Raw genomic sequence first — 22,977 nt, 5'->3', positions numbered from 1 at the left:
CAGTGGACGGCTCTCCCGGTGGTTCCGGTCGACGGCCGTCAGGTCCCAGCGTCACCCCGACGCCGCCTGCCGCGCATCGGTCACATGACTCGTCTCCCCGGGTCTGCCGAGGAACGGCGGCGTTGAGTCATCCGACCGATGCGGGCCCCCGGCCCGGCGCCCTACGTTGGCCCGGCCGCCGGAGTTCCGCATGCGGCGGGCGGTACGGGAGCAACGAGCGGAGGCCGTCATGACCATGCACCCGAGGGGCGCGACGACCGGCGGACCGGCCGGGGAACCGGGAGCCGTCGGACCCAGCGTCCGTTTCACCGTCCTCGGCCCGGTACGGGTGTGGGCGGACGGTGTCGAACTGCCCACCGGGCCACGGCAGCAACGGCTCGTCCTGGCGGCGCTGCTGGCACGGGCCGGACGCCCGGTGTCCCTGGAGGAACTCGTCGCTCTGCTCTGGGAGGAGGATCCGCCCGCCAGCGCGGCCAATGCCGTGCACCGGTACGTCGGTGCGCTGCGCCGCCTGCTCGAACCGGGGCTCCCGGCCCGTGCGCCGGGCCGGTGGCTGGTCCGCCGGGCCGGCGGTTATCTGCTGCGGGTCGGTCCGGACGAACTGGACTTGCTGGCCTTCCGGCACTTGGTGCGGCGGGCCCGTGCGGCCGCGGACGCCGACGAGGCGGTGGACCTGTTCGTCGCGGCGTTGGAGCAGTGGCGGGGCCGGTGCGCGGCGGACGTCGTGACCGCGGACCCGGTGCCGCGGGTCTTCGCCTCGGTGGATCACGAGTACGTCGCCGCCGTGTCGGCGGCTGCGACCGTCGCCCTGGGCTGCGACCGGCCCGGAGCCGTCCTCCTGGCGGCACGCCAGGCGGTGGAACGGCAGCCGTTCAACGAGCAAGTGCTGGCCCGGACGATGCTCCTGCTCACCGCCGACGGCAAACAGGCCGAGGCGCTCACGCTCTACCACCGCTTCCGCGCCGACCTGAAGGAGGAGCTGGGACTGTCACCGGGAAGGGACGTGCGCGCCGCCTACGACCGGATCCTGCGCGAACCCCGGGAGCCAGGGCCACCGGCTGCGAACGCCGGCCCGGTGACTCCCGCCGCCCCCCTCCGGCAGGTCCGTCCGGAAGCGCCGGTACCGCACCATCCGGCGCTCGCCCAACTCCCCGCTGACCTGCCCTGTTTCACGGGACGTACCGAACTCCTGGAGCAGGCGGCGCGCTTCGCGGCGGCCGACGACGGCGCGCTGCGCGTGCTGGCCGTGGACGGCATCGCCGGCGTCGGCAAGACCGCTCTCGCCGTCCACCTGGCGCACCGGATCGCCGCCCGCTTCCCGGACGGCCAGCTCTTCGCCGACCTCGGCGGGTTCGCTTCGGCCGACGGCCCGGCCGAAGCGGGCGAGGTACTGGTCGGCTTCCTCGCGGCACTGGGGGTAGACCGCACCCGTGTCCCCGCTCGGACGGACGCCAGGGCCGCGCTGTTCCGCAGCGTGCTGGCCACCCGAAGGGTCCTGATGGTGCTCGACAACGCCCACGACGCGGACCAGGTAAGGCCGTTGCTGCCCGGCTCGGCCCGGTGCGCGGTCCTGATCACGAGCCGTCGCAGGCTCACGGACCTCGCCACCATGAACGGGGCCCGGCTGATGTCGCTGGACGTTCCCTCCGCACAGGAGGCGGCCGACTGCTTCGTCCAACGAGTGGGCACCGGAGGCCCCGTCACGGACGTCGCAGCAATCTCCGACATCGTCGAGCGCTGCGGCCGGCTGCCGCTGGCCCTGGGCATCGTGGCCGCCAGGGCGACGGCCTACCCGGACGTGCCGCTGCGGCGGATCGCCGACGAACTGGCGGCGGCCGGGGAGAACCTCGAAGCGTTCAGCGACAACGACCGGGACAATCCGGTCCGCGCCGCCTTCTCCTGGTCGTACCGCCCCCTGGGATCCGACGCGGCCCGGCTGTTCCGCGCTCTGCCACGGCACGGGCGGGGAAGGCTGAGCACCGCGGAGCTGACGCGTCTCGTTCCCGTGCCGGCCCATGTGGCCGCCGAGGCCGTCGCCGCACTGGTGCGTGCCCGGCTGCTGACGCCTGTACGGCCGGACCGGTACGACGTGCATCCGCTGGTCCTGGCGTACGCGGCGGAGCTGGCCCGCGAGAGCCGACGGCGGACGGGCGTCACCCGGGCCGCACGGGCCGGTGCCGGACGCGTCGTGATCCTATCCGCCGGACGGCGTGCGCGCTCCGGCCGCGCCCCGGCGGCGCTGCCGCGGGTCAGGCCGGCGCTTCGCTGACTGCTGCTGCCGCGACGCTACGGCTGCGGGCGTCACCGCCGTACCGCTGCGCCTGCCGATTCGACCGAACCCGTGGCTGTCCGCAACGGACGGTGGGCGCAGTACCACGGTGGTGCCTGGTGCCGGCCTGCCCCACGGTGACTGGACCTGCCGGGCCGTGCGTGCACCGGGCGCCCGGGGAACACGTGTGGGTGAAGAGTGTGCCGCACGCCGGTGCCGGAGTGTCAGGCGCGCAGGGCGTCCAGGGCGATGGCGAGCTCGTCGGCGACGGAGGACTGGTCCCCGACCACCTTAGCCCGCAGCGTAGCGCCCTCCAGGAGGTCGAGCAGGAAGACCGCGAGAGCGGCGGGCGACCGGTCCGCCGTGATCTCCCCAGTGGCCTGCCCTTCGGCGATCGTCCCCGTCATCGCCTCCGTCCAGCTGTCCAGGGCCTCGCGCACGCTCTCCCGTACGCGCCGCCCTGCGGTGGCACCGTCGCCGGCGAGGGTGCCCAGGAGGCATCCGAACTCCACGCCCGAGGCGCGGACGCGGTCGATCTGTCCGGTGAGGTGCCGGTGCAGCCGCTCCAGGGCGGGGCCTTCGTCGCTCAGAGTGGAGAAGTCGGTGGCCCTCGCGTATCGTGCCACGATCTCCGCGGTCAGGTCCTGCTTGCCGGTGAAGTGGTTGTAGAACGACCCCTTGGGCACACCCGCCGCCTCGGTGATGTCCCGCACGCTGGCCGCGTTGAAGCCCTTGCGGCGGAACACGTCCTCGGCGTGCTCGATCAGTTGTTCCCGCACGCTCACACGTGGCATGTCAGCCTCCTTGGACGAGGTGCGGGCTGCCCGCCCGGTGCGCCCGCCGGGCGAGGGAGAGAGCGGCTGTCGCGGCGAGCAGGGCGACGGCGGCGCCGTAGGCGACCACCGTGGTGGGCAACGGAACGAAGTCGGTCGCGAGACCGGCCAGTAGGACCGGTACCCCGTAGGCGGTGTACGCGATGAGGTAGACCGCGGCGAAGAGGCCGCCGCGGTGGGCGTTGCCGGCGGTGGGGCCGAGGATGCGCAGAGAGGAGCCGAACGCCGCGCCCTGTCCCGAACCGCCCGTGAGGGCACCGGCGATGACGAGCGGGAGGCTGGACGCCGCGACGCCGGCGCCCGCCAGTACGGCGCCCGCGAGGAGCAGCATCGCGCCTGCGCGGGTGGCCACCGTGGCCGGCATACGGCCGAAGGCGATGCCCGCGACGGCCGCGGCCATGGGCTGCAGCGCGACGATCACGCCGTTCACCGCCCCGCTGTGGATGCCGAAGACCTGGCTGTCGAAGGAGGGCGCCAACCCCAGGAAGAGGCCGGAGAACATCCAGCCGGCCGCGACGAGCGGCGCAAGCGACCAAAACCAACCGCGGGCCGACCGGACGACGTTGATCTGCGGACGTAGGGAGGCCAGGGCACCTGGACGGCGATCCGCTGTCTCGGGAACGGTGAGCACCGAGACGATGCCGTAGAGCAGGACGAGGGTGAGGCCAAGGAAGACGACCTCGGTGGGGTGGTCGGTGAACTCCACCGCCAAACCAGCGAAGAGCGCCCCCAGGGCGAGACCGCCGACCGGGGCAGCACTGGTCAGCACGGTCATCAGGGGGAGTCGGCGAGGGCTGGCGAGTTCGATGATCGCGGCGGTGAAGGTGCTCGTGGCCGCGCCGGTCGCCATGCCCTGGACGGCGCGGGCCGCGATGATCCAGCCGATGCCGTCGGCGGCGAGGAACAGCCCACTGGTCACCAGCAGCAGAAGCATGGCGACGACCAGCACGGGACGGCGGCCGATGTGATCGGAGGCCGATCCGGCGACCAGTAGGGTGGCCAGGAGGGTTACCGCGTAGACGGTGAAGGCCGCCGTCAGCTCCCAGTCAGAAAAACCCCACTGGCGCTGGTAGAGCACGAAGAGGGGACTGCCGGCCCCCGCTCCGAAGGCGACGGCGACAGAGGCGGCCACCACGCCCCACGTCGACAGAGGGCTGCCCCGACCGTCGGGCCCCTCGGATGCGGAGGTGCGCGGTCCGACCGGTGCCGGCCGAGGTGTCATGGGCGTCACTGCAGGGAGCTTCACGGCGTCTCCTCGCGGTCGTCGTTCCGGAAGGGAACGGGTGGTGGCCTGCCGCGGTCGGCAGGCCACCACCCGGGGTCAGGCGGCGACGGAGAGGGCGCGGCGGCCGGCGCTGATCGTCGCGGCGTGACGGGCCACCCGCGCGCCCAGGTACTCGGCGGTGGCGATGTCCGCGGCGTGGACGGTGTCGGTTCCGCCGTCCATCGGGGTCTGGGCACCGGCCCCGGCCCAGAAGCCGAGACGGTTCAGGTCGTTCTCCGATGCGGTGGTGCTGTTCCAGCCGGGGGCCAGGCCCAGGCTGACCCAGAGCATCTGGTGCTGGGCTGCCAGGGCGGCGAAGAAGGCCAGGGTGTTGCTCTTGTCGCCGCTCTTGGACGCGGAGTTGGTGAAGCCGGCGGCGAGCTTGTCAGCCCAGCGTCCTTCGATGAACCGACGGCTGGTGGCCTCGGCGAAGGCGTGGAAGCCGGCCGAGGCGCCGCCCATGTACGTGGGGGAGCCGAAGATGATCGCGTCCGCGTCGTCCAGCTGCTGCCACTGCTCCTCGCTGATGTCGTCGACGTTCACGAAGGCCACGTCGGCCCCGGCTCCGGCGATGCCGCGCCGTACGGCTTCGGCCAGCACCGCGGTGTGTCCGTAGCCGGAGTGGTACGCGACGGCGACGGTGGGGCGGGTCGTCGATGCGGTCATGGTGCAGCTCCTTGAACAGAAAGAGGGTGGGTGAAGAGTTCCGGCCGGTCAGGAGCGGTGGCGCACCACCGCTCTTTCAATATGACCGGTCGTCTTAAAATGGTCAAGTGGTCAAGCGAGGCAGAACGGTTTCAGAAGCCGGTCAGGGTCGCGCCGCCGTCCAGCCCGGCACCTTGAGGGTGCCGTCCGGCGGCGCTCCGGCTGACCTGGTGGCCGACCGGGTCAGCCCCGTGCGAAGGGGTGGCTCAGGGCCTCGAAGTCGGCCTGTGACAACTCCAGCGCGGCGGCCGCCACGTTGTCCTCCAGGTGCGCCACCGACGAGGTGCCGGGAATCGGCAGCACGACGGGTGAGCGGCGCAGCAGCCAGGCCAGGGCCGCCTGGGACGGCGAGGCGCCCAGCCGGTCCGCGATCCGGGTGAGCGGGCCGCCCGGACTCGCGAGCTGCCCGGTGGCCAGCGGGAACCAAGGCAGGAAGGCGATGCCGTTCGCCTCCGCGTACCGCACGACCTCCTCGGAGTCGCGTTGCGCCACGTTGTAGAGGTTCTGCACGGAGGTGATGGGGACGATCGCCCGGGCGCGGTCCAGATCCTCGACGCCCACCTCGGAGAGCCCGACATGGGCGACTTTGCCTTCGTCGCGCAACTCCCGCAGGACGCCGATCTGCTCCTCGAAGGGCACGGCGGGGTCGATGCGGTGCAGCTGGAAGAGGGGGATGCGCTCCAGGCCGAGCCGGCGCAGGCTGGACTCCGCCTGTCGCCGTAGGTATTCGGGCCGTCCGTTCGACCGCCACTGGCCGGGAGCTGGACGGGTCAGACCGGCCTTCGTGGCGATCACCAGGTTCTCCGGGTACGGGTGGAGAGCCTTGTGGAGAAGTTCCTCCGCCGCGCCGGGACCGTAGGAGTCGGCCGTGTCGAAGAGCGTCACGCCGAGTTCCACGGCGCGACGCAGCACACGCACGCCCCGCTCCTGGTCGGGGAAAGGACCCCATACGCCGGGACCGGTCAGCTGCATGGTGCCGTAACCGAGCCGGTTCACCTCCAGCTCGCCGCCGAGGATGAACGTCCCGGAGGACGTCGCTGAGATGCTGTTCATGGTGGTGCTGCCTTTCTGGGGATCGGGAAACCGGGAAGCGACGGTCAGGAGACCGTCACGTCCTCCAGCCGGACCGACACGACCAGTGGGTCGGGGACCTTGTGTCCCCTCTCGTCCCGGCTGTAGATCATCCGGGTGGTCGGAATGACCAGTCCGGAGACCTCTCGGTGGCCGGAGACGTAGTGGGCCGCGGGCGTGGAGCCGGCGATCTCCACGCTGTAGTCACGCCGCCTGATCAGCCCTGAGCCGTCGACGTACAGGGTCTGTTCGGTGCTGAGCGTGGCGATGCTGTCGGGGAAGACCACGTGCAGGCGGCGGAAGGTCTCGCCCTCCTCGGTCCAGGTGCCGATCTCCTCGGTGCGCACGCCCGGGAAGGTGAGGGAGAGGGGCTCGGCCAGGTAGGTCCACATCGCGCTGCCGGAGAAGTAGGCGAGCTGGAGCCGGCTCCACGGGGTCATCAGGTCGTGGCCCGCGAACGAGGTGCGCGGATCGAGGAGTTCCTCGACGGCCCTGCCGTCGGTGTCCTCCACCGCGACCCGGTCCGCCGTGAACGACGTGTGGTGGCCGTCCTGGAAGAAGGGGTCCTGCCGGACGTACTGGCGGCGCAGCCCGACGGTGACGTCCACATCGTCAAGGGCTCCCGGGTGGCCCTTCATCCCCCACAGGGCGCCGCCGAAGAACTGGCGGGCGTGGATCTCGTTCGCCTCCTCCCAGCGGGCGCGGCCTCCGTGGGCGTCGAGGACGGTGCTGAGCAGATCGGACATGGTGATACTCCTGGTGCGTGTGGGCTGGAATCAGCCGAGGAACGCGTTGACGTCCTTGGCCACGTCGTGCGGGTACTGGAACAGCGACGCGTGTGCTGCGTCCGGGTAGATGCGGATGCGCGCGTCCGGTATGAGACCGGCCATCAGGTGGCTGGCCTTCGTCGGGATCATCAGGTCGTCGTCGCCCTGGACGATCAGGGTGGGGGCCTGGATGCCGGTCAGCCGCTGGAGGGCCGAGTGGTCGGGGACGCCCCACTCCAGTACGGCGTCGTACTGGGCGTCGCGTGAGACGAGACTGCTGGGCACGTCCCGGTCCTCGGTGCGCGCCATGAAGCGGCCGAGGAACTCGATCCCCTTGGCCTGGCTGGTCTCGGTGTGCGCGAAGAAGATGTACAGCAGGTCCTCGCCGGTCGGCTCCTTCGCACGGGCGCGGTTCTCGATGTCCTTGCGCCAGCCGTGCATTCCCGGCGCGCCCTTCGGACCGGTGCCGGCCAGCACCAGGCGCCGGATCAGGCGGGGCCGCACCAGCGCGATGTCCTGGGCGGTGAAACCACCGAGGGAGAAGCCCAGGAGGTCGATCCGCTCCAGGCCGAGGGCGACGGTGAAGTCGATGACCTGTCGTGCCAGTTCGGCGACGGTGCGCGCCGGTGTCCCGGTCGAGGAGGCCACCCCGGGGTAGTCGACGAGGATGACCTCGCGCTCCGCCGCCAAGGCGTCCACGAGCGCGGGGTCCCAGTTGTCGAGGTTGCCGGTGAAGTGCTGGAGCATCACCAGCGGCGCCGGGCCGCCGGTACCCAGCCTGCGGTAGGCGTAACGGACACCGTCCGCCTCGACGAACCGGGTGGGCGCGGTGTGATGCGTCACGGGGGACATGACTTCTCCTTGGCGGGGCCGTGTGCGATGAGGGGCCGACTGCGGCCACCGCTCCAGCATCAGCGGCAGAAGTGGAAACTTTGTGGCCCGCTTCTTGACGCCGGGCGGTGGGCGGACGCGGATCACGCCGGCGGTCGCCGCCCGTGACGCGGTGGTGTGCGCAGGCGGATGTCCCGGGGCCGGGCCCCGGCCTCGTGCGTACCCTTCCCGACCGGGCCCGGCCCCGGATGCCGGAGACGGGATGCCGCCTCGTGGGCGACAGGATCGCGCTGCGGGCGCGGAGAACCGATATCTGCTCCGCGAGGACCGCCGCGGGTGCCTCGTGGCGTCATATCCGGATGTTCCAGGCAGTTCAGTGCAGTACTGAGAATTAACGGGCCATGGACCGTCAGGGCGCTACTGCCAGCTGGGTTACGGCTCTTGCCAAGCTGCTGTCCGTGTCCTTTTGGTGGCCCGCTATATGACTTGTGGCTAGCCGTGTATCGGAAAGAGGACTCGAAGCCGTTCGTGCGATGGCCGATGAAGGACGACCGTAAGGCGGGCCACATCGCTGTCCTTCATTGCCGGTCACGAGTGGGCGGGGAGTCAGCTCATTGTCAGCCTGCTCCGGCCGGGTCGGGCACTGGTTCGGGCGAAGCCGTCCGGTTGTGGTCGAGACGTGTCGGTGCGCCGGGATCGATGGGACGGTTGCGCGATGCCGTCCCGTACGGGGGTCTGACTCGTGAGATTTTTGACCGAAGTGTCCAGTCACCGGCATGTCGACCGTCGTTGCGGGATGCTTTCTGCTGTCACCGAGCCACAGGGCGTGTCCCTATAGGGGCCTCGCCGAGTTCCAGGCGCCATCACGGTTCAGACCATCCGAGCAGGCCGGTGCCATCCACCCAGCACGTCACCACGCGGGAGGCGAACCACCATGACGACCCGACAGCGCAGTACCTCCTCCAGCACGGATCCGCCGGTTCGGCGCGAGGTCGTCCTGGGCGTGGACACGCACGGCGAGGTTCATGTCGCCGCCGTGATCTCCCCGCTCGGGAAGGTCTTGGGAACCGATTCCTTTCCGGCGACGGCGGCCGGTTACCGGAAGTTGCTCGTCTGGGCCCGCAAGCGGGGGACGGTGCGCCGGGCCGACGTGGAGGGCACGGGCACCTTCGGCGCGGGCCTCTCCCGGTACCTGCTGGCCCAGCACGTCGAGGTGTTCGAAGTGAACCGGCCCGACCGATAGGCCCGCCGTCTGCTCGGCAAGTCGGACCCGCTCGACGTTCAGGCCGCAGCACGAGCCGTGCTCAGTGGCCGGGCCCGGGCCCGGGCCAAATCCGGCGACGGCCCGGTGCACAGCGCCCGGATCTTCAAGCTCGCCAAGGACTCCGCGGTCAAGGCCCGCACCCAGGCGACCAACCAGCTCAAAGCCATCCTGGTCATCGCCGATCCCGCACCGCGGAAAAGACTGTTCGGCCTGGGCAACCGCGAGCTGTTCCGCACCTGCGCACGCCTCGGGCCAGGTGGCGGTGAGGACGGCGAGAACGCGGTGGCCCGGGCCACCCACATGACGTTGCGCATGCTGGCCGAGCGCATCGAACAGCTCACCGAGCAGATCAATGAGCTGAACCAACGCCTGACCCGGCTCGTCGAACGCCACGCCTCGCAGCTGCTCGTACCGGTGGGCATCGGTCCGGACAGCGCCGTCACTCTCCTGATCACCATGGGGGACAATCCCGAGCGGCTGAACACCGAGGCGTCCTTTGCCGCCCTTTGCGGAGTCAGCCCCATCGAGTATTCGTCGGGCCGTCGGAGCACGCGCCGACTCAACCACGGCGGCGACCGGCAGGCCAACGCCGCCCTGCACCGCATCGTCTTCACCCGCCTGCGCCACGACCTGCGCACCCAGGCGTACTTCGAACGCCGTATTCAGGAAGGCAAGACCCGACGGGAAACCATCCGATGCCTCAAGCGATACGCAGCCCGCGAGGTCTTCAACCTGGTCAGACCGGTTTCCCGCACCCCTGCGTTATAGGGGCGTCTGCGACGAGCAGCCCCGCAGGTGCGGCCTAGCGGGGCTTCCGAACGGGTGGGTTGCAACGGCGGCGCGGCGCGGTTGCACGCGGTTGTCCTCTTGGGAGCCACCCGAAGCAAGGGGCACAACGACGGCACGTCTCATACGACCGATGCGCAACACACGACCCAGGGACTTCACGCGATCGACCAGGACACGGTTGTTTGCTTGCGTGAAATCTAGCGCCTCCTGGTACGACGCACGAGGCCGCCTTAAGTCGTCCTGCACGGGCTGACCCTCGCTGCGGCAGGCCCAGGGCAAGCGGCGGCTGACCACGCCGTTCTCCGGTTCGTACGCAGCAGTTCGGGCGCCCCAGTTGCTGTCGGCGGGCGGCCGATGCGGCGATTTGATCGGCCAGGTCCTGGGCAGGCGGTTCCCGGGCGTGATGCGGGGATTCCGGCAGCCGACCCGCCGCGCGGCACGCCCCGGTTGCAATCCCGCCACGTTGGAGGGCTAACGGTTTCGCACCTCAGTGAGCCCGGGGCGGATGGGGCCGCCACCACGGCCTCGAGCGGAGGCCGTGGTGGTCGGCGGTCATGGTCTCGTGGTGGCTACGGGATGGAGTCCAGGTAAGGGCACGCGTGTTCCCTCATCATTCGGATGGCGTGTTCGTGTTCGTCGTCGTCCTCGATCACGAGAGCCTGACGCGTCATGGTGTTGTAGATGGCGCCGGGACCGTTTTTCGTCCGGACAACCACCCAGCCTTCTTCCGACCCGTCCCAGAGGAATTCGTACCCGCCGGTCTTCTGTGTCACTTGAGCTGGCTCCACTCTGAGATTCCGTCCTTAGTGAAAGTAGTTACCAACCCATTTCTCCCGACGGGAATGACCATTGAGGAGCGCATCGGTGACCCGACGCTCTCGAACAGTTCCAGGAGCGCCTTGTCCGCGCTGCTCGGCCAACGGGTCCCGCCCGGATGGGTGTGGTAGATGAGGATGGTATCCGCCGAGACAGGCACCCTTACTGCGGCGACCTCACCGGAGTAGAGGAAATACTGCCCCCCGGCGCCCTTGGGGCCTGGCCCCAGCTTGTAGGTGACGGCGAACTCGACCCCGTGCTTGATGGTCAGATTCTCCAGTTCTGTCACCGTCGGACGGCGGTCAATCGTCACGCCTGCAGAGCCGGGAAGCCCCTCGCCCTTACGGGCCCCGTAGAGGAGCCGCGTAATCGCACTTGCTCCCGCCTCTGCGGCAATGCCGCTACTGGGGTTGACCGCAGTTCGTCGCCACCCCGTCAGGCCGCCGATCCCAACGAGGGCGATCTGCTGGGTGAGTTCTTCGGCGGTCTCGGCGTAGAGGTCGGCGAGGGCGTCGCAGCCCTGCTGGCGGAGCATGTATTCGGCGCGGTAGAGGCGGTAGGCGGGGCGGACGGGGAGGTACTTGTCGACGAAGGCGCCGGCGCCGCCGTTCTGGCCGGTGAAGGCGTCGTGTGCGTCCCCGAGGAACACGAAGGGGGACTTGAAGACGTCGACGAAGGCGTCACCGAAGATGCCCGCTGCTTCGCCGAGGCTGTCGACGCGGCCGTTGTTCGGGTCGTCGGGGGTCAGTCCGCTGGGGTCGGTCAGGAGGGTGGGGACGTTGTCGGCGTAGGCGTAGGGCGATATGTACGGGGTCGTCCGGGCGCGGGTGGCCGGGTCGGGCCGGGTGAAGCGGCCGGTGGCGGTGTCGTACTGGCGGGCGTGGAGGTCGAGGTTGCCGGTGGTGGTTTCGTAGCGGGCGCCGGTGTAGGAGGGAGGGCTCGCGGGGGCGCCGCCGGTGACGGTGCCCAGGACCCGGGTACCGAACGGGTCGTAGGCCCAGCGCTGGTAGAGGGTGCCGGCGCTGTTGGTGACGTCGACCGGTGAGCCCTGGGTGTCGTGGTGGTAGTAGAAGAGCGTCCCGGCGCCGGTCTTGACGGACGTGGGCTGGCCGAGCGGGTCGTAGCGGAAGGACTGCTTGATGCTCCAGGCGCTGTCGTATTCGGTGGCCAGGATCGGCAGCGGGGCGTTGGGGTCCCACTGGGTGCGGTGGGTGACCGCGCCGTCCTTGAGGGTGGCTACCTGGTTACCGCCGGCGTCGTGGTCGTAGGTGTAGGCGGCGCCGCCGACGGTGGCGGCGGAGATCTGCCCGGCCAGGTCGTAGGTGTAGGTGTCGGCGCCCTTCTTGGTCTGGTTGCCTTCGGCGTCGTAGTCGTAGGCGGTGGTCGTGGTGCCGGTGGTGGTGGAGGTGAGCTGGTCGGCCGCGTCGTAGGTGTAACTGGTGGAGGTGGTGCCGAGGGTGGAGGTGAGGCGGTTGCCGACCTTGTCGTAGGTGTAGGACGTGGCGCGGCTCGCGGCGCAGCCGGCGACCCAGGGCTGCGGGAAGCAGCCGGAGGTGAGGCGGCCTGCGGTGTCGTAGGTGAGGTCGTAGCCGGTCGTGCCGACGTCGGCGCGGGTGATGTCGACGTGGGTGGGCAGGCCCGCGGGGGAGAGGGTGTGCGCGGTCTTGGTGACCGTGGTGCCGGCCTTGGCGGAGGTGACGGCGGTGAGGCGGCCGGCCCGGTCGTAGGTGCGGTCCTCGGTCTCGGTGTTGGGCAGCGCGGACCTGGTGAGGTTGCCGGCCGGGTCCCAGGTGTAGGTGGTGGTCTTGCCGTCGGCCAGCATCGTGGCGGTGCGGCCGTCGTTGTCGTAGGTGTAGGTGATCGTGTTGCCGTCGGAGTACTTGCGGGTGAGCATCTGCCCGGCGGCGTCGTAGGTGTAGGCGAAGCCGCGCGTCTTGGTGAGGTTTCCGACCGCGTCGTAGACGAAGTCCTCGGAGATCTTGGAGTTGGCGCGGGCGGTCAGCTGTCCGGCGTCGTCGTAGCCGAACGTCGCGTCGGGGGTGGAGTCGGAGTAGTCGACCTTGGTGAGCAGGCCGCGCGGGTCGTAGGTGTAGCCGGTGGATCCGCGGGGCGTGGTCCTTTCGGTGAGGTTGCCGGCGGCGTCGTAGGCGTAGGTGGTCTCCCGCTGCAGCGGGTCGGTGACCGAGGTGGGGCGGCGGGCCGCGTCGTAGCCGTACGTGGTGACGTGCCCGTTGGCGTCGGTACGCTCGGTGACGTTGCCCACTGTGTCGTAGCCGTACGTGGTGACCGCCCCGCCCGGAGCGGTGACTTCGGTCAGCCGGCCCAGCTTGTCGTATCCGTAGGCGGTGGCGCGCTTGTCGGCGTCCGTCTGCTTGACGACCTTGTTCACGGCGTCATAGGCGGTGGTGGTCACGCCGCCGAGTGGGTCGGTGACCGTGGTGGGGTTGCCGGCCGGGTCGTAGCCGTAGGTGGTCGTGTACTGGGCCGGGTCTGCGCCGGTGGCGTTGCCGCGCGGGTCGACCGCGGTGGCCTGGCGCCCGTCACCGTCGTAGGTCCAGCTCGACTTGTGGCCGAGCGGGGAGGTGCGGCTGAGCAGGTTGCCGTCGGCGTCGTAGGCGTTGGTGGTGGTTTTGCCCAGCTGATCGGTGCTGCTGGTCAGTCGGTTGTTCTTGTCGTAGACGGAGGTGACCGTCTCGCCTGCGGCGTCGGTGATCTTGGTGACGTTGTTGTTGGCGTCGTAGGTGTATCTGGTGGTGTGGTCCAGCGGGTCGGTGACCGTGAGGGGCCGGTTGATGGCGTCGTAGGTCGTGGTGGTGGACGCGCCGGTCGGGCCGGTGACATTGATGGTGTTGCCGGCCGCGTCGTAGGTGTAACTCGTGGTGTGGGCGGCCGGGTCGGCGCCGGTGGCGTTGCCGCGCGGGGAGACGCTGCTCAGCAGGCGTCCCACTTTGTCGTAGGTGTAGGTGGTCTTGCCGCCGGTCGCGTCGGTCTGGGAGGACAGGCGTCCGCTCGCGTCATAGGTGCGGGTGACGGAGTTGCCGGCTGGGTCGGTGGTCCGGGTGAGGTGTCCGGCGTCGTCGTAGGTGAACGTGGTGGTGTCGCCCGCCGGGTTCTTGGCCGACGTCAGTTGCTCGGCCCCGTTGTACTGGTAGGTCGTGGTGCGGCCCAGCGGGTCGGTGGCCGAGCTGAGCAGGCCGCGGCCGTCGTAGGCGTACGTCGTGGTGAAGTCGGCCGGGTCGGCGCCGGTGACGTTGCCGCGCGGGTCCGTCTTCGCGAGGATCCGGCCGGCCTTGTCGTAGGTGAACGTCGTCTTCTCACCCAGCGGCGTGGTGACCGAGGTCCGGTTGCCGGCCGTGTCGTAGCCGTAGGTGGTGACCTTGCCGCGCGGCGTCGTCACGGTCTCCAGCGAACCGAGCGGGGTGTACGTGTAGCCGGTCTTGCCGCCCAGCGGGTCCGTGGTGGACGTCAGCTGGTTCGATGTGTTGTAGGTGTACGTCGTCTTGTTCTTGCGGCCGTCGGTGTGACTGGTGATGTTGCCCGCGGCGTCGTAGGTCCAGCTCTCCACGTAACCGAGCGCGGAGGGGGCGCTGCGGGTGAGCATCCGCCCGGCGCTGTCGTACGTCATCTCCGTGGTGTTGCCGCGCTGGTCGGTGATGGCGACAGGACGCAGGTGGCGGTCGTAGTCGTAGGTGATGCTCTTGCCGTACGGGTCGATCGTCTCCATCAGGACGTTGCCGGCGTACACGTCGGTCCACACGCCGCCGTCGGGCGCTGTGGTGTGCGACTCGCTCTTGCCGTCCCAGGTGAACGTGGTGGTCTTGTCGTTCTGGTCGGTCTGGGATTTGATACGGCCCGCGGTGTCGTAGACGTTGGTGACCTTGCCGCCCGCCGGGTCCGTGTAGGACGACAGCCGCTTGTTCGCGTCGTACGCGTACGACGACGCCTTCCCGGCAGGGTCGGTCACCGAGGTCAGCAGACCGCCGGTGTAGCCGTACGACACCGACGTACCGTCGGGCAGGCTCACCTTGGACAGCAGTCCGTCGGTGCCGGGCGTGAAGGTGGTGGTGCGGCCGGCGGCGTCCTTGACGGAGGCGAGAACGCCGGACGCGTACGCCAGGCTCAGGCCCTTGCCCACCTTGTCGATCACGGAGGTGAGCCGGCCGCTGCTGTCGAAGGTCCGCTTGGTGTGGTCCGGCGTGGTGATCGTGTAAGTGCTCGTGCCCTTGACCAGCTTGGCCGCAGAGCCTGCGGGTGCGGCGTATGTGCCGTCACTGTTCTGCGTGAACACGAACGATGCCCCGTCGCCCGTCCGGTACGTCACCTTCCCCGTCGCCACGGTCAGCTTGGCATCGAACGGCGTCGCCCAGCCGCGCCCCAGCAGGCCGACGGCGCTCGAGTCGGAGCGGTAGGTGCGCTCCAGGGCCAGAGGCACACCGGGGCTCACCAGGGAAGCGTCGGTGAGCTGTTCGAAGAACATGCCGGTGGCCGTGTTGACCGGGTCGGCGCGGTGCGCCTGTGCGTAGCAGGTACAGATTCCCGCCTGCGCACCGGGGATCACCGGAGTGTAGAACGCCTCCACCAGCGGCGAGGTGGTGCCGCCCGGACTCGACGTCCCGTCGGCGCTGTTGAGGAAGACCCAGGCGTAGTACTCCTTGCCGTCCTCGAGAATTCCGCCCAGCGCGCTGCCGGCCCACCAGAAACACTGGTCCGTGGGATAGGAGTTGCTCGCCCACCAGTCGTAACACCAGGCCCCGGTGTCCGGGGTGTCACCGCTGGGGTCGTCCGTGGCCTTCTTGATCTCCTGCTGCACGACGGGGTAGCCGCCCTCGTCCAGGACGTACAGCCACATTCCGGTGTACGACGATCCGCGCTTGGGCAGCTTCACCTGCCCGCCGATCGACAGCATGCCGGGGTACGCGGTGGCCCAGGACGACACCCACGTCGGGTTCTCGGCCGCCGCGGCGAGGGGCTGCAGAGCCACCTTCGACTCGGCGGCGGGCCCACGCTCCACGCGGTTCTTGTCCGGCCGGCTGTGGGGCTCGTCCCTGGGCTTCTTCTCCGGCGCGTTCATGTACTCGCGCATCGGCGACCGTTCGTGCCGGTCCTCGTCGACCTGCCTGCGCCGCTCGGCCAGCGTCATGGCCTCGGGGGGCTTGGGCAGGTCGGCAGCTGTCCGGACCTGCGCCTGTGCGATGGTCGCGGTGGCTGTGGAGGGCAGACGGTCCCGGGGCAACGCCCAGGAGGGGACGACACCCGCTATCACCAGTAGAGCCAGGGTCAGAAAGGCCGTGACGAGTCTTCGCGCTTGTGTGCGCACAGTGCATCACCTGTGGGTCAGGAGTGAAGAGAGGTCGCGGTGATGCATGATCAGGAGAACCCTCGAACTAACGTGCTGCGGGAATCGGGGCCGAAACGCGACGGGGTCCCCCCTCGCCCTGGCCATGGGTCTGCTGGCTGAGTGGACGAAGGACTCCGCTTGGCCGCTCGATTTGGCGCGAAGGTGATCCCGAGCGCGAGACGGTGTGGGTAAACGGACCCTCGACGGTGACTGCAAGGGCAGGCAGAGGGCCGGAAACGGAAGAAGGGGCTGCTTGAGCGGGATCTTTCTCCGGCCTCGCGCAGCCGCTACAGGACTTGTGGCCGACCGCTTACCGAACGAGAGTTCGAGGCCGTTCGTTCCGTGGTCGATGAAGGACTGCCGGTAAGGCGGGTCACAGGCTGTCTGTCAATGCCGGTCACGAGTGGGCGAGAAGTCAACTCGTTGTCAGTCCGTCCGGGGCAGGTTGAGTACCGGTTCGGACGAAGCCATCCGGCTGTGGTCGGGTCATGCCGTTGTGCCGGGAGCAGTGAGACGGTGGCGCGGTGCCGTCCCGGGCGGGGTCTGACTCATGAGATCTTTGACCGACGTGTCCAGTCACAGGCGTGTCGACTGTCGTTGCGGGATGGTTTCTGCTGTCACCGAGCCACAGGGCGTGTCCCTATAGGGGCCTTGCCGAGTTTCAGGCGCCATCACGGTTCAGACCGCCCGAGCGGGCCGGTGCCATTCACCCAGCACGTCACCACCCGGGAGGCGAACCACCATGACGACCAGAGAGCGCAGCACCTCCTCCAGTACGGATCCGCCCAGTCGGGGCGAGGTCGTGCTGGGCGTGGACACGCACGGCGAGGTGCATGTCGCCGCCGTGATCTCCCCGCTCGGGAAGGTCCTGGGAACCGAGTCCTTTCCGGCAACGGCGGCCGGCTACCGACAACTGCTTGTCTGGGCTCGCAAGCGGGGGACGGTGCGCCGGGCCGGGGTGGAGGGCACCGGCACCTTCGGAGCGGGCCTGTCCCGTTACCTGCTGGCTCAGCAGGTCGAGGTGTTCGAGGTGAACCGGCCCGACCGGTCGGCCCGCCGGCTGCTCGGCAAGTCGGACCCGCTCGATGCGCAGGCCGCCGCACGGGCCGTGCTCAGCGGTCGCGCCCGGGCCCAGGCCAAAGCCGGCGACGGACCCGTGCACAGTGCCCGGATCTACAAACTCGCCAAGGACTCCGCGGTCAAGGCCCGCACCCAGGCGATCAACCAGCTCAAAGCCGTCCTGGTCATCGCCGACCCCGCTCTGCGAGAACGGCTGTCGGGCCTCGGCAACGCCGAGCTGTTCCGCACCTGCGCGCGCCTCGGCCCACCCGACGGTGGGGGAGACGAGGACGCGGTGACCCAGGCCACCCATATGACGTTACGCATGCTCGCCGAGCGCATCGAACAGCTCACGGCTCAGATCAATGAGCTGAACCAACGCCTGACCCGGCTCGTCGAACGTAACGCCCCACAGCTACTGACACCGGTGGGCATCGGTCCGGACAGCGCCGTCACTCTCCTGATCACCATGGGAGACAATCCCGAGCGGCTGAACACTGAGGCGTCCTTTGCCGCCCTTTGCGGAGTCAGCCCCATCGAGTACTCCTCCGGCCGACGGCGCACGCGCCGGCTCAACCACGGCGGCGACCGGCAGGCCAACGCGGCCCTGCACCGCATCGTCTTCACCCGGCTGCGTCACGACCCGCGCACCCAGGCGTACTACGAACGCCGCACTCAGGAGGGCAAGACCCGCCGTGAGATCGTCCGATGTCTCAAGCGGTATGCCGCCCGCGAGGTCTTCAACCTGGTCAGACCGGTTTCCCGCACCCCTGCGTTATAGGGGCGTCCGTGAGACGTGAGAGGGTCTGGGGCGTGAGTGAGACACCACCGAACACCCTGCAATACCGCTTTGACGGGCCAGAAGACGCTCCGGTCCTGATCCTGGGTCCCTCACTGGGTACCACATGGCACATGTGGGACCGGCAGGTCCCCGAACTGACGAGGCAGTGGCGGGTGTTCCGGTTCGACCTGCCGGGGCACGGCGGCGCCCCCGCCCACCCCGCGGCCTCCGTCACCGACCTCGCCACCCGGCTGCTCGCCACCCTCGAAGGCCTCGGCGTGCACCGCTTCGGCTACGCCGGCTGCGCCCTCGGCGGCGCCGTGGGGATCGAGTTGGCCCTGCGTCATCCGGAACGCCTCGCGTCGCTCGCGCTGATCGCCGCCTCGCCCCGCTTCGGCACCGCCGACGAGTTCCGCCAGCGCGGCGTGATCGTGCGGACCAACGGCCTCGACCCCATCGCCCGCTCGGCGCCCGAACGCTGGTTCACCGGCGGGTTCGCCGCCGCTCAGCCCGCGATCACCGAGTGGTCCGTGCAGATGGTGCGCACCACCGACCCCGGCTGCTACATCGCCGCCTGCGAGGCGCTCGCCTCCTTCGACGTCCGGGCGGGACTCGGCAGCGTCGGCGTCCCGACCCTCGTGCTCGTGGGCTCGGAGGACCAGGTCACCGGGCCCGCCGAGGCCCGCACCCTCGTCGCGGGCATCCCGGACGCCCGGCTCGCCGTCGTGCCCGGCGCCTCCCACCTGGTGCCGGTGGAACAGCCGGCCGCCGTCACCGACCTGCTGGTCCGGCACTTCTCCACCGCCTGGCAGCCGCTCCCCGAGACCGCCACCGGCCAGACCGTGCTGCCCGCCGCCGCGCCCCGGCCGCCCCAGACGCCGGCCGCCGTCCCACCGCAGCCCGCCCCCGTCGCCGAGATCGCCCCGGCCGCCGTGCCCCCGCAGGCGCAGGGCGTCCCGGACCCGTACGACACCGGCATCAAGGTGCGCCGGGAGGTGCTGGGCGACGCGCACGTCGACCGGATCCTGGAGCAGACCGACGCCTTCTCGGAGGACTTCCAGAAGCTCGTCACCCGGTACGCCTGGGGCGAGGTCTGGAACCGCCCCGGCCTCGACCGCCGCACCCGCAGCTGCGTCACCCTCACCGCCCTCGTCGCGGGCGGTCACCTCGACGAACTCGCCGTGCACACCCGTGCCGCCCTGCGCAACGGGCTCACCCCGGACGAGATCAAGGAGGTGCTGCTCCAGGCGGCCGTCTACTGCGGCGTCCCCGCCGCCAGCGGCGCCTTCCGCGTGGCGCGGCAGGTCATCCGCGAGGAGACCACCCCGCCGGAGTGATCCCTGGCCGCACCCCGGCTCCCTGACCCCGGTCGCAGGTCCCCCGCGGCGTCCGGTCGCAGGCCTCCGGTCCTCGGTGCCCGGCCGCGGGCCCCTGCACCCGGCACGCCACCCCGCGCCGCGGATGCAGGATGGAGCCATGAAGCTCATCAAGATGTCGCACTCCTGCGTCCGGCTGGAGAAGGACGGACGGGTCCTCGTCATCGATCCCGGAGGGTTCAGCGAGGAGGACGCCGCCGTCGGCGCGGACGCGGTGCTGGTCACCCACGAGCACCCGGACCACTTCGACGAGGGCCGGCTGCGGACCGCCCTGGAGGCCAACCCGGCGGCCGGGATCTGGACGCTGAAGGCGGTCGCGGACCAGATCTCCGCCGCGTTTCCGGGCCGCGTGCACACCGTCGGCCACGGCGACGCCTTCACCGCCGCCGGCTTCGACGTCCAGGTGCACGGCGAGCTGCACGCGGTGATCCACCCTGACATCCCGCGCATCACCAACGTCGGCTACCTCGTCGACGGCGGCAGGCTGTTCCACCCGGGCGACGCGCTCACCGTCCCCGACCACCCGGTCGAGACGCTGATGCTGCCCGTGATGGCGCCCTGGAACAAGATCGCCGAGGTGATCGACTACGTCCGCGAGGTACGTCCGCAGCGCGCCTACGACATCCACGACGCCCTGCTCACCGACCTCGCCCGCCCGATCTACGACCGCCAGATCGGCGCCCTCGGCGGCTCCGAACACCTGCGACTGGCCCCTGGGGACGCGGTCCGGCTCTGACCGCGGGGCGGTCGTCCACAGGCGGCGACCGCCCGCCGCGCGTTGTCGGACGCGGCGGGTAGGTTGTGAGGCATGCGCATCGCGACCTGGAACGTGAACTCGATCACCGCCCGCCTGCCGAGGCTCCTGGCCTGGCTGGAGAGCAGCGGCACGGACGTGCTGTGCCTCCAGGAGGCCAAGGTCGCCGAGGACAAGTTCCCCGTGGAGCAGCTGCGCGAGCTGGGCTACGAGTCGGCGGTCCACGCCACCGGCCGGTGGAACGGCGTGGCGGTGCTCTCCCGCGTCGGCCTGGAGGACGTCGTCAAGGGCCTCCCGGGCGACCCGGGGTACGACGGCTCCGCCGAGCCGCGCGCCGTCTCCGCGACCTGCGGCCCGGTGCGCGTCTGGTCGGTCTACGTGCCGAACGGCCGGGAGGTGGAGCACCCCCACTACGCGTACAAGCTGCGGTGGCTGGAGGCGCTGAAGGCGGCGGTGGCGGGCGACGCGGCGGGCGACCGCCCGTTCGCGGTCCTCGGCGACTACAACATCGCGCCGACCGACGACGACGTCTACGACCGGGCCGCCTTCGAGGGCTCCACCCACGTCACCCCCGCCGAGCGTGCCGCCCTCGCCTCCCTGCGCGAGACCGGCCTGACCGACGTGGTCCCGCGCCCCCTCAAGTACGACCACCCGTACACGTACTGGGACTACCGCCAGCTCGCCTTCCCCAAGAACCGGGGCATGCGCATCGACCTGGTGTACGGCAACGAGCCGTTCGCCAAGGCGGTCACGGACTCCTACGTCGACCGTGAGGAGCGCAAGGGCAAGGGCGCCTCGGACCACGCCCCGGTCGTGGTCGACCTGGACGTGTGACGAGGGCCGGCCTGCCGCCGGCGGACCCCGCGCGCCTGTGGTGCGGGGGGTGGTTCGAATGACAGGCTGGCAGTATGAAGATCCCGTTCCTGGGCAAGCGGCGCCGGAAGGACGAGCTCCCCGGCCCGGAGGGGCTCGCCGAACTCCTCGCCGAGTGCGCCCTGTTGCGTTCCCAGGCGGACCGGGAGGGGGTCCGGCTGGACGACGGTCCGGCCTCGCTGGAGGCCCTCGACCAGCTGGTCCCGAGATGGCGGGACGACGAGGACGCCTCCGACTGGCTGGGAAACGACGCGGGGTTGTACCTGGGCACCGTGATCGTGCGCACCGTGGCGGGCGCCGCCTGGGACCTCCGTCCCGACGGACAGCCGGTCGTACGGCTCGTCGGCGGACGGGAGTTCGACGTCGTCGACGCGGGACACCGCTGGGCGGCCGACGGCGCGCCCCAACTGTCGCAGCTCTACGCCGAGGTGGCGGAAGGCTGACGTGCGCGCCCCCTCGCGCGCCCCGTCACCCGATGTAAATACGGCTTATGTCCGGAAAGTGCGTGTCGCGGCGTTCTGGCGATCTTGCCCGGTTATGTTGCGGCGGTTGCCATGACGTACGGAAACCTGTCCACCCGGACCTCGACTACGATGTTCCCTCCGTCCCGGTGGGGGAGGAGACTTCGCGGCGTAAGCGGGGACGTCGCCGCCGGGAGGGGACCGCCCGCCCAGCCGGGGCGGCGGATCACACAGGCCGGTCCCGTCCGGCGGCAGCCGGAGATCACTGCTCCCGGCGGCAGCGACCGAACCACGGTCGCCCGCAGGCGAGGAGAAGGTCAGCTGCGCGCCGGACGGGTGGTGCCGCCCACGCCCCCTGCGGGGGCGCCCTCGCGCGCCCGCCTCGAGGTGCGCCCTCCCGCTCGCGACGGCGTGCCCTCCCGGTCCTGCCCCGCCCCGGAGGCGTCCGCCTCGGCCGCCTCCGGGCAAGGCGCTTCGCTCGGCGGACGTGCGTCCCCCCTTCTGAGTGGCTGATGAGGGACGACCCCGCCGAGCACTGGGACCCGGCCCGGGCGCGCGCCGCCCTGCGCCGGACGCGGCGGACCTCCGCCGTGCGCCCCGTCACCGCCCCGGCGCGTGAGGACGGCGGGCACGACGCGACGCAGGCCGTGGCGGCGGGCATCGTGGACCACCTCGTCGACTCCATGACCCCGCAGGGCGAGCGGCGCCTGTGGCCCGTGTCCACCCCGGCGGGAGAGACCGGCCCCTGCACCGTGCAGCAGGGCGCGGCCGGCGTCCTGGCGGTTCTGACCCGGTACTTCGAGCTCACCGGCGACGAGCGTCTGCCGGAGCTGATCTCCACGGCGGGCCACTGGACGGCGGCCCGCACCGACACCCGCTCCACCCGCCCCGGCCTGCACTTCGGCGGGCGGGGGACGGCCTGTGGGCGCTGTACGACGCCGCCCGTGCCGTCGACGACGCGGTCGCCGCCGTCCAGGGGGCCGTCCTGCCGGCCCTCGCCGGAACGGCCGGCCTGCCCTACGACCCGGTCCTCCAGGCGCTGCTCCTCGCCTGCATGGTGTCGGCCTCCTTCACCATCACGGCCCTGTCCCTGGCCCTCGCCGTGACCCTGGCCCGCCCCGAGGTGTTCGGCATGCTGCTCGGCCTGGTGATGATGCCGCTGCTGTTCCTCTCCGGCGCCTTCTTCCCGCTGCACGCGCTGCCCGGCCGGGCGCAGGCCCTGGCCTCCGTCAACCCGCTCGCCCACGGCGTGGACCTGCTCCGGCGGGGCATCGCCCTCCGGGTGCCCGAGCACGCGGCGGCGGGCATCGAGTGGTTCGGCCGGCAGCCCTCCCTCCTGCTGGAGGCCGCGGCCCTTCTGACGGTGGGCGCCGCGGCCCTGGCCTGGGCCGCCCACCGCTTCGGCCGCCCGGAGCGAGGAGGTCCGGCCTCCGCTCCCGCCCGCCGCACAGGCACGCGGGCGCCGTGCCGCGCGGAGCAGGAAGCAGGACATGAGGGACCGAGGGCCGGGCCGTGGCCGCCTCGGAGTCCCGGTGGAAGCGCGGCTGCCCTTTCGTCGTGCCGGACGTCGCCGTCCGCAGGCGGTCACGCCGGCACCGCCGGGGGCGGCGGATGTACCGGGACCGGAGGCGCGGAGGCCGTGCACCCGGGCGCCGGCCGCTCCCGTACGCCCCCGGCCGCGCGCGGCGGCACGCCCGTACGGCCTCCCTGACGCGGGCATGGCAGC

At 70.8% G+C, this 22,977-nt stretch carries 16 protein-coding genes and 1 pseudogene; 9 read left to right on the top strand and 8 right to left on the bottom strand.

Annotation, left to right across the window (positions count from 1 at the left end; translation table 11 throughout):
* The first annotated feature begins 229 nt into the window (after positions 1-229).
* Entirely contained in the window at positions 230-2,269 is a 2,040-nt protein-coding gene (locus tag C1708_RS05820; protein WP_198602407.1) for an AfsR/SARP family transcriptional regulator, read from the top strand.
* Positions 2,270-2,493: 224 nt separating this feature from the next.
* On the opposite strand, the gene C1708_RS05815 is transcribed toward C1708_RS05820, so the two are convergent.
* The 6 genes from C1708_RS05815 to C1708_RS05790 form a co-directional block, all read right to left on the bottom strand.
* The gene (locus C1708_RS05815) at positions 2,494-3,063 is read right to left on the bottom strand and encodes a TetR/AcrR family transcriptional regulator (RefSeq protein WP_106411643.1); all 570 of its coding nucleotides are present in this window, start codon (positions 3,061-3,063) and stop codon (positions 2,494-2,496) included.
* Position 3,064: 1 nt separating this feature from the next.
* Positions 3,065-4,237 carry an MFS transporter gene (locus tag C1708_RS05810; RefSeq protein ID WP_106411642.1) on the bottom strand — a complete coding sequence of 391 codons (1,173 nt, stop codon included), beginning with the start codon at positions 4,235-4,237 and terminating at the stop codon, positions 3,065-3,067.
* Between the two features lie 186 nt (positions 4,238-4,423).
* Positions 4,424-5,032: a flavodoxin family protein gene (locus C1708_RS05805; protein WP_106411641.1), complete on the bottom strand. Its 609-nt coding sequence runs from the start codon at positions 5,030-5,032 to the stop codon at positions 4,424-4,426.
* A 222-nt stretch (positions 5,033-5,254) separates the two neighbouring features.
* Positions 5,255-6,124: an aldo/keto reductase gene (locus tag C1708_RS05800; RefSeq protein WP_106411640.1), complete on the bottom strand. Its 870-nt coding sequence runs from the start codon at positions 6,122-6,124 to the stop codon at positions 5,255-5,257.
* Between the two features lie 44 nt (positions 6,125-6,168).
* Positions 6,169-6,888, bottom strand: coding sequence for a hypothetical protein (locus tag C1708_RS05795; protein WP_106411639.1), 720 nt, complete (start codon positions 6,886-6,888; stop codon positions 6,169-6,171).
* Positions 6,889-6,918: 30 nt separating this feature from the next.
* Positions 6,919-7,761, bottom strand: coding sequence for an alpha/beta fold hydrolase (locus C1708_RS05790; RefSeq protein ID WP_106411638.1), 843 nt, complete (start codon positions 7,759-7,761; stop codon positions 6,919-6,921).
* Between the two features lie 913 nt (positions 7,762-8,674).
* Here C1708_RS05790 and C1708_RS05785 point away from each other — a divergent pair.
* Positions 8,675-9,772: pseudogene (locus C1708_RS05785) on the top strand (IS110 family RNA-guided transposase).
* Positions 9,773-10,362: 590 nt separating this feature from the next.
* On the opposite strand, the gene C1708_RS05780 reads toward C1708_RS05785, so the two are convergent.
* Positions 10,363-10,566, bottom strand: a complete 204-nt coding sequence (locus C1708_RS05780) for a hypothetical protein (RefSeq protein ID WP_030856548.1) — start codon at positions 10,564-10,566, stop codon at positions 10,363-10,365.
* Complete coding sequence (locus tag C1708_RS05775) at positions 10,563-15,749, bottom strand: DUF6531 domain-containing protein (protein ID WP_106411637.1); 5,187 nt, start codon at positions 15,747-15,749, stop codon at positions 10,563-10,565. Before C1708_RS05775 ends, C1708_RS05780 begins: the two co-directional genes overlap by 4 nt.
* Before the next feature lie 940 nt (positions 15,750-16,689).
* Here C1708_RS05775 and C1708_RS05770 point away from each other — a divergent pair.
* From C1708_RS05770 to C1708_RS35785, 7 genes are all read left to right on the top strand, one after another.
* Entirely contained in the window at positions 16,690-17,787 is a 1,098-nt protein-coding gene (locus C1708_RS05770; RefSeq protein ID WP_436996387.1) for an IS110 family RNA-guided transposase, read from the top strand.
* 32 nt (positions 17,788-17,819) lie between these two features.
* Complete coding sequence (pcaDC, locus tag C1708_RS05765; RefSeq protein ID WP_106411636.1) at positions 17,820-19,124, top strand: bifunctional 3-oxoadipate enol-lactonase/4-carboxymuconolactone decarboxylase PcaDC; 1,305 nt, start codon at positions 17,820-17,822, stop codon at positions 19,122-19,124.
* A 139-nt stretch (positions 19,125-19,263) separates the two neighbouring features.
* Complete coding sequence (locus tag C1708_RS05760) at positions 19,264-19,899, top strand: MBL fold metallo-hydrolase (protein ID WP_106411635.1); 636 nt, start codon at positions 19,264-19,266, stop codon at positions 19,897-19,899.
* Between the two features lie 72 nt (positions 19,900-19,971).
* Entirely contained in the window at positions 19,972-20,751 is a 780-nt protein-coding gene (locus C1708_RS05755; protein WP_106411634.1) for an exodeoxyribonuclease III, read from the top strand.
* A 74-nt stretch (positions 20,752-20,825) separates the two neighbouring features.
* Complete coding sequence (locus tag C1708_RS05750) at positions 20,826-21,233, top strand: DUF6278 family protein (protein WP_106411633.1); 408 nt, start codon at positions 20,826-20,828, stop codon at positions 21,231-21,233.
* Positions 21,234-21,763: 530 nt separating this feature from the next.
* A complete protein-coding gene (locus C1708_RS34865; protein ID WP_502696129.1) occupies positions 21,764-22,357 on the top strand; it encodes a hypothetical protein in 594 nt (197 codons plus the stop codon).
* Positions 22,264-22,962 (top strand): ABC transporter permease, encoded by a 699-nt coding sequence (locus tag C1708_RS35785; RefSeq protein ID WP_502696112.1) that lies wholly within the window; start codon positions 22,264-22,266, stop codon positions 22,960-22,962. Before C1708_RS34865 ends, C1708_RS35785 begins: the two co-directional genes overlap by 94 nt.
* Positions 22,963-22,977 lie beyond the last annotated feature (15 nt).

It is taken from the genome of Streptomyces sp. DH-12, assembly GCF_002899455.1.
GTDB lineage: Bacteria > Actinomycetota > Actinomycetes > Streptomycetales > Streptomycetaceae > Streptomyces.
This window is presented reverse-complemented; position numbering and strand designations above follow the sequence as displayed.

What these genes read in the sequence shown, in the direction of transcription:
- C1708_RS05820 (WP_198602407.1), top strand. Translation starts at nt 230, where the DNA reads ATGACCATGCACCCGAGGGGCGCGACGACCGGCGGACCGGCCGGGGAA.
- C1708_RS05815 (WP_106411643.1), bottom strand. Translation starts at nt 3,063, where the DNA reads ATGCCACGTGTGAGCGTGCGGGAACAACTGATCGAGCACGCCGAGGAC.
- C1708_RS05805 (WP_106411641.1), bottom strand. Translation starts at nt 5,032, where the DNA reads ATGACCGCATCGACGACCCGCCCCACCGTCGCCGTCGCGTACCACTCC.
- C1708_RS05800 (WP_106411640.1), bottom strand. Translation starts at nt 6,124, where the DNA reads ATGAACAGCATCTCAGCGACGTCCTCCGGGACGTTCATCCTCGGCGGC.
- C1708_RS05795 (WP_106411639.1), bottom strand. Translation starts at nt 6,888, where the DNA reads ATGTCCGATCTGCTCAGCACCGTCCTCGACGCCCACGGAGGCCGCGCC.
- C1708_RS05790 (WP_106411638.1), bottom strand. Translation starts at nt 7,761, where the DNA reads ATGTCCCCCGTGACGCATCACACCGCGCCCACCCGGTTCGTCGAGGCG.
- C1708_RS05775 (WP_106411637.1), bottom strand. Translation starts at nt 15,749, where the DNA reads ATGACGCTGGCCGAGCGGCGCAGGCAGGTCGACGAGGACCGGCACGAA.
- C1708_RS05770 (WP_436996387.1), top strand. Translation starts at nt 16,690, where the DNA reads ATGACGACCAGAGAGCGCAGCACCTCCTCCAGTACGGATCCGCCCAGT.
- C1708_RS05760 (WP_106411635.1), top strand. Translation starts at nt 19,264, where the DNA reads ATGAAGCTCATCAAGATGTCGCACTCCTGCGTCCGGCTGGAGAAGGAC.
- C1708_RS05755 (WP_106411634.1), top strand. Translation starts at nt 19,972, where the DNA reads ATGCGCATCGCGACCTGGAACGTGAACTCGATCACCGCCCGCCTGCCG.
- C1708_RS05750 (WP_106411633.1), top strand. Translation starts at nt 20,826, where the DNA reads ATGAAGATCCCGTTCCTGGGCAAGCGGCGCCGGAAGGACGAGCTCCCC.
- C1708_RS34865 (WP_502696129.1), top strand. Translation starts at nt 21,764, where the DNA reads ATGAGGGACGACCCCGCCGAGCACTGGGACCCGGCCCGGGCGCGCGCC.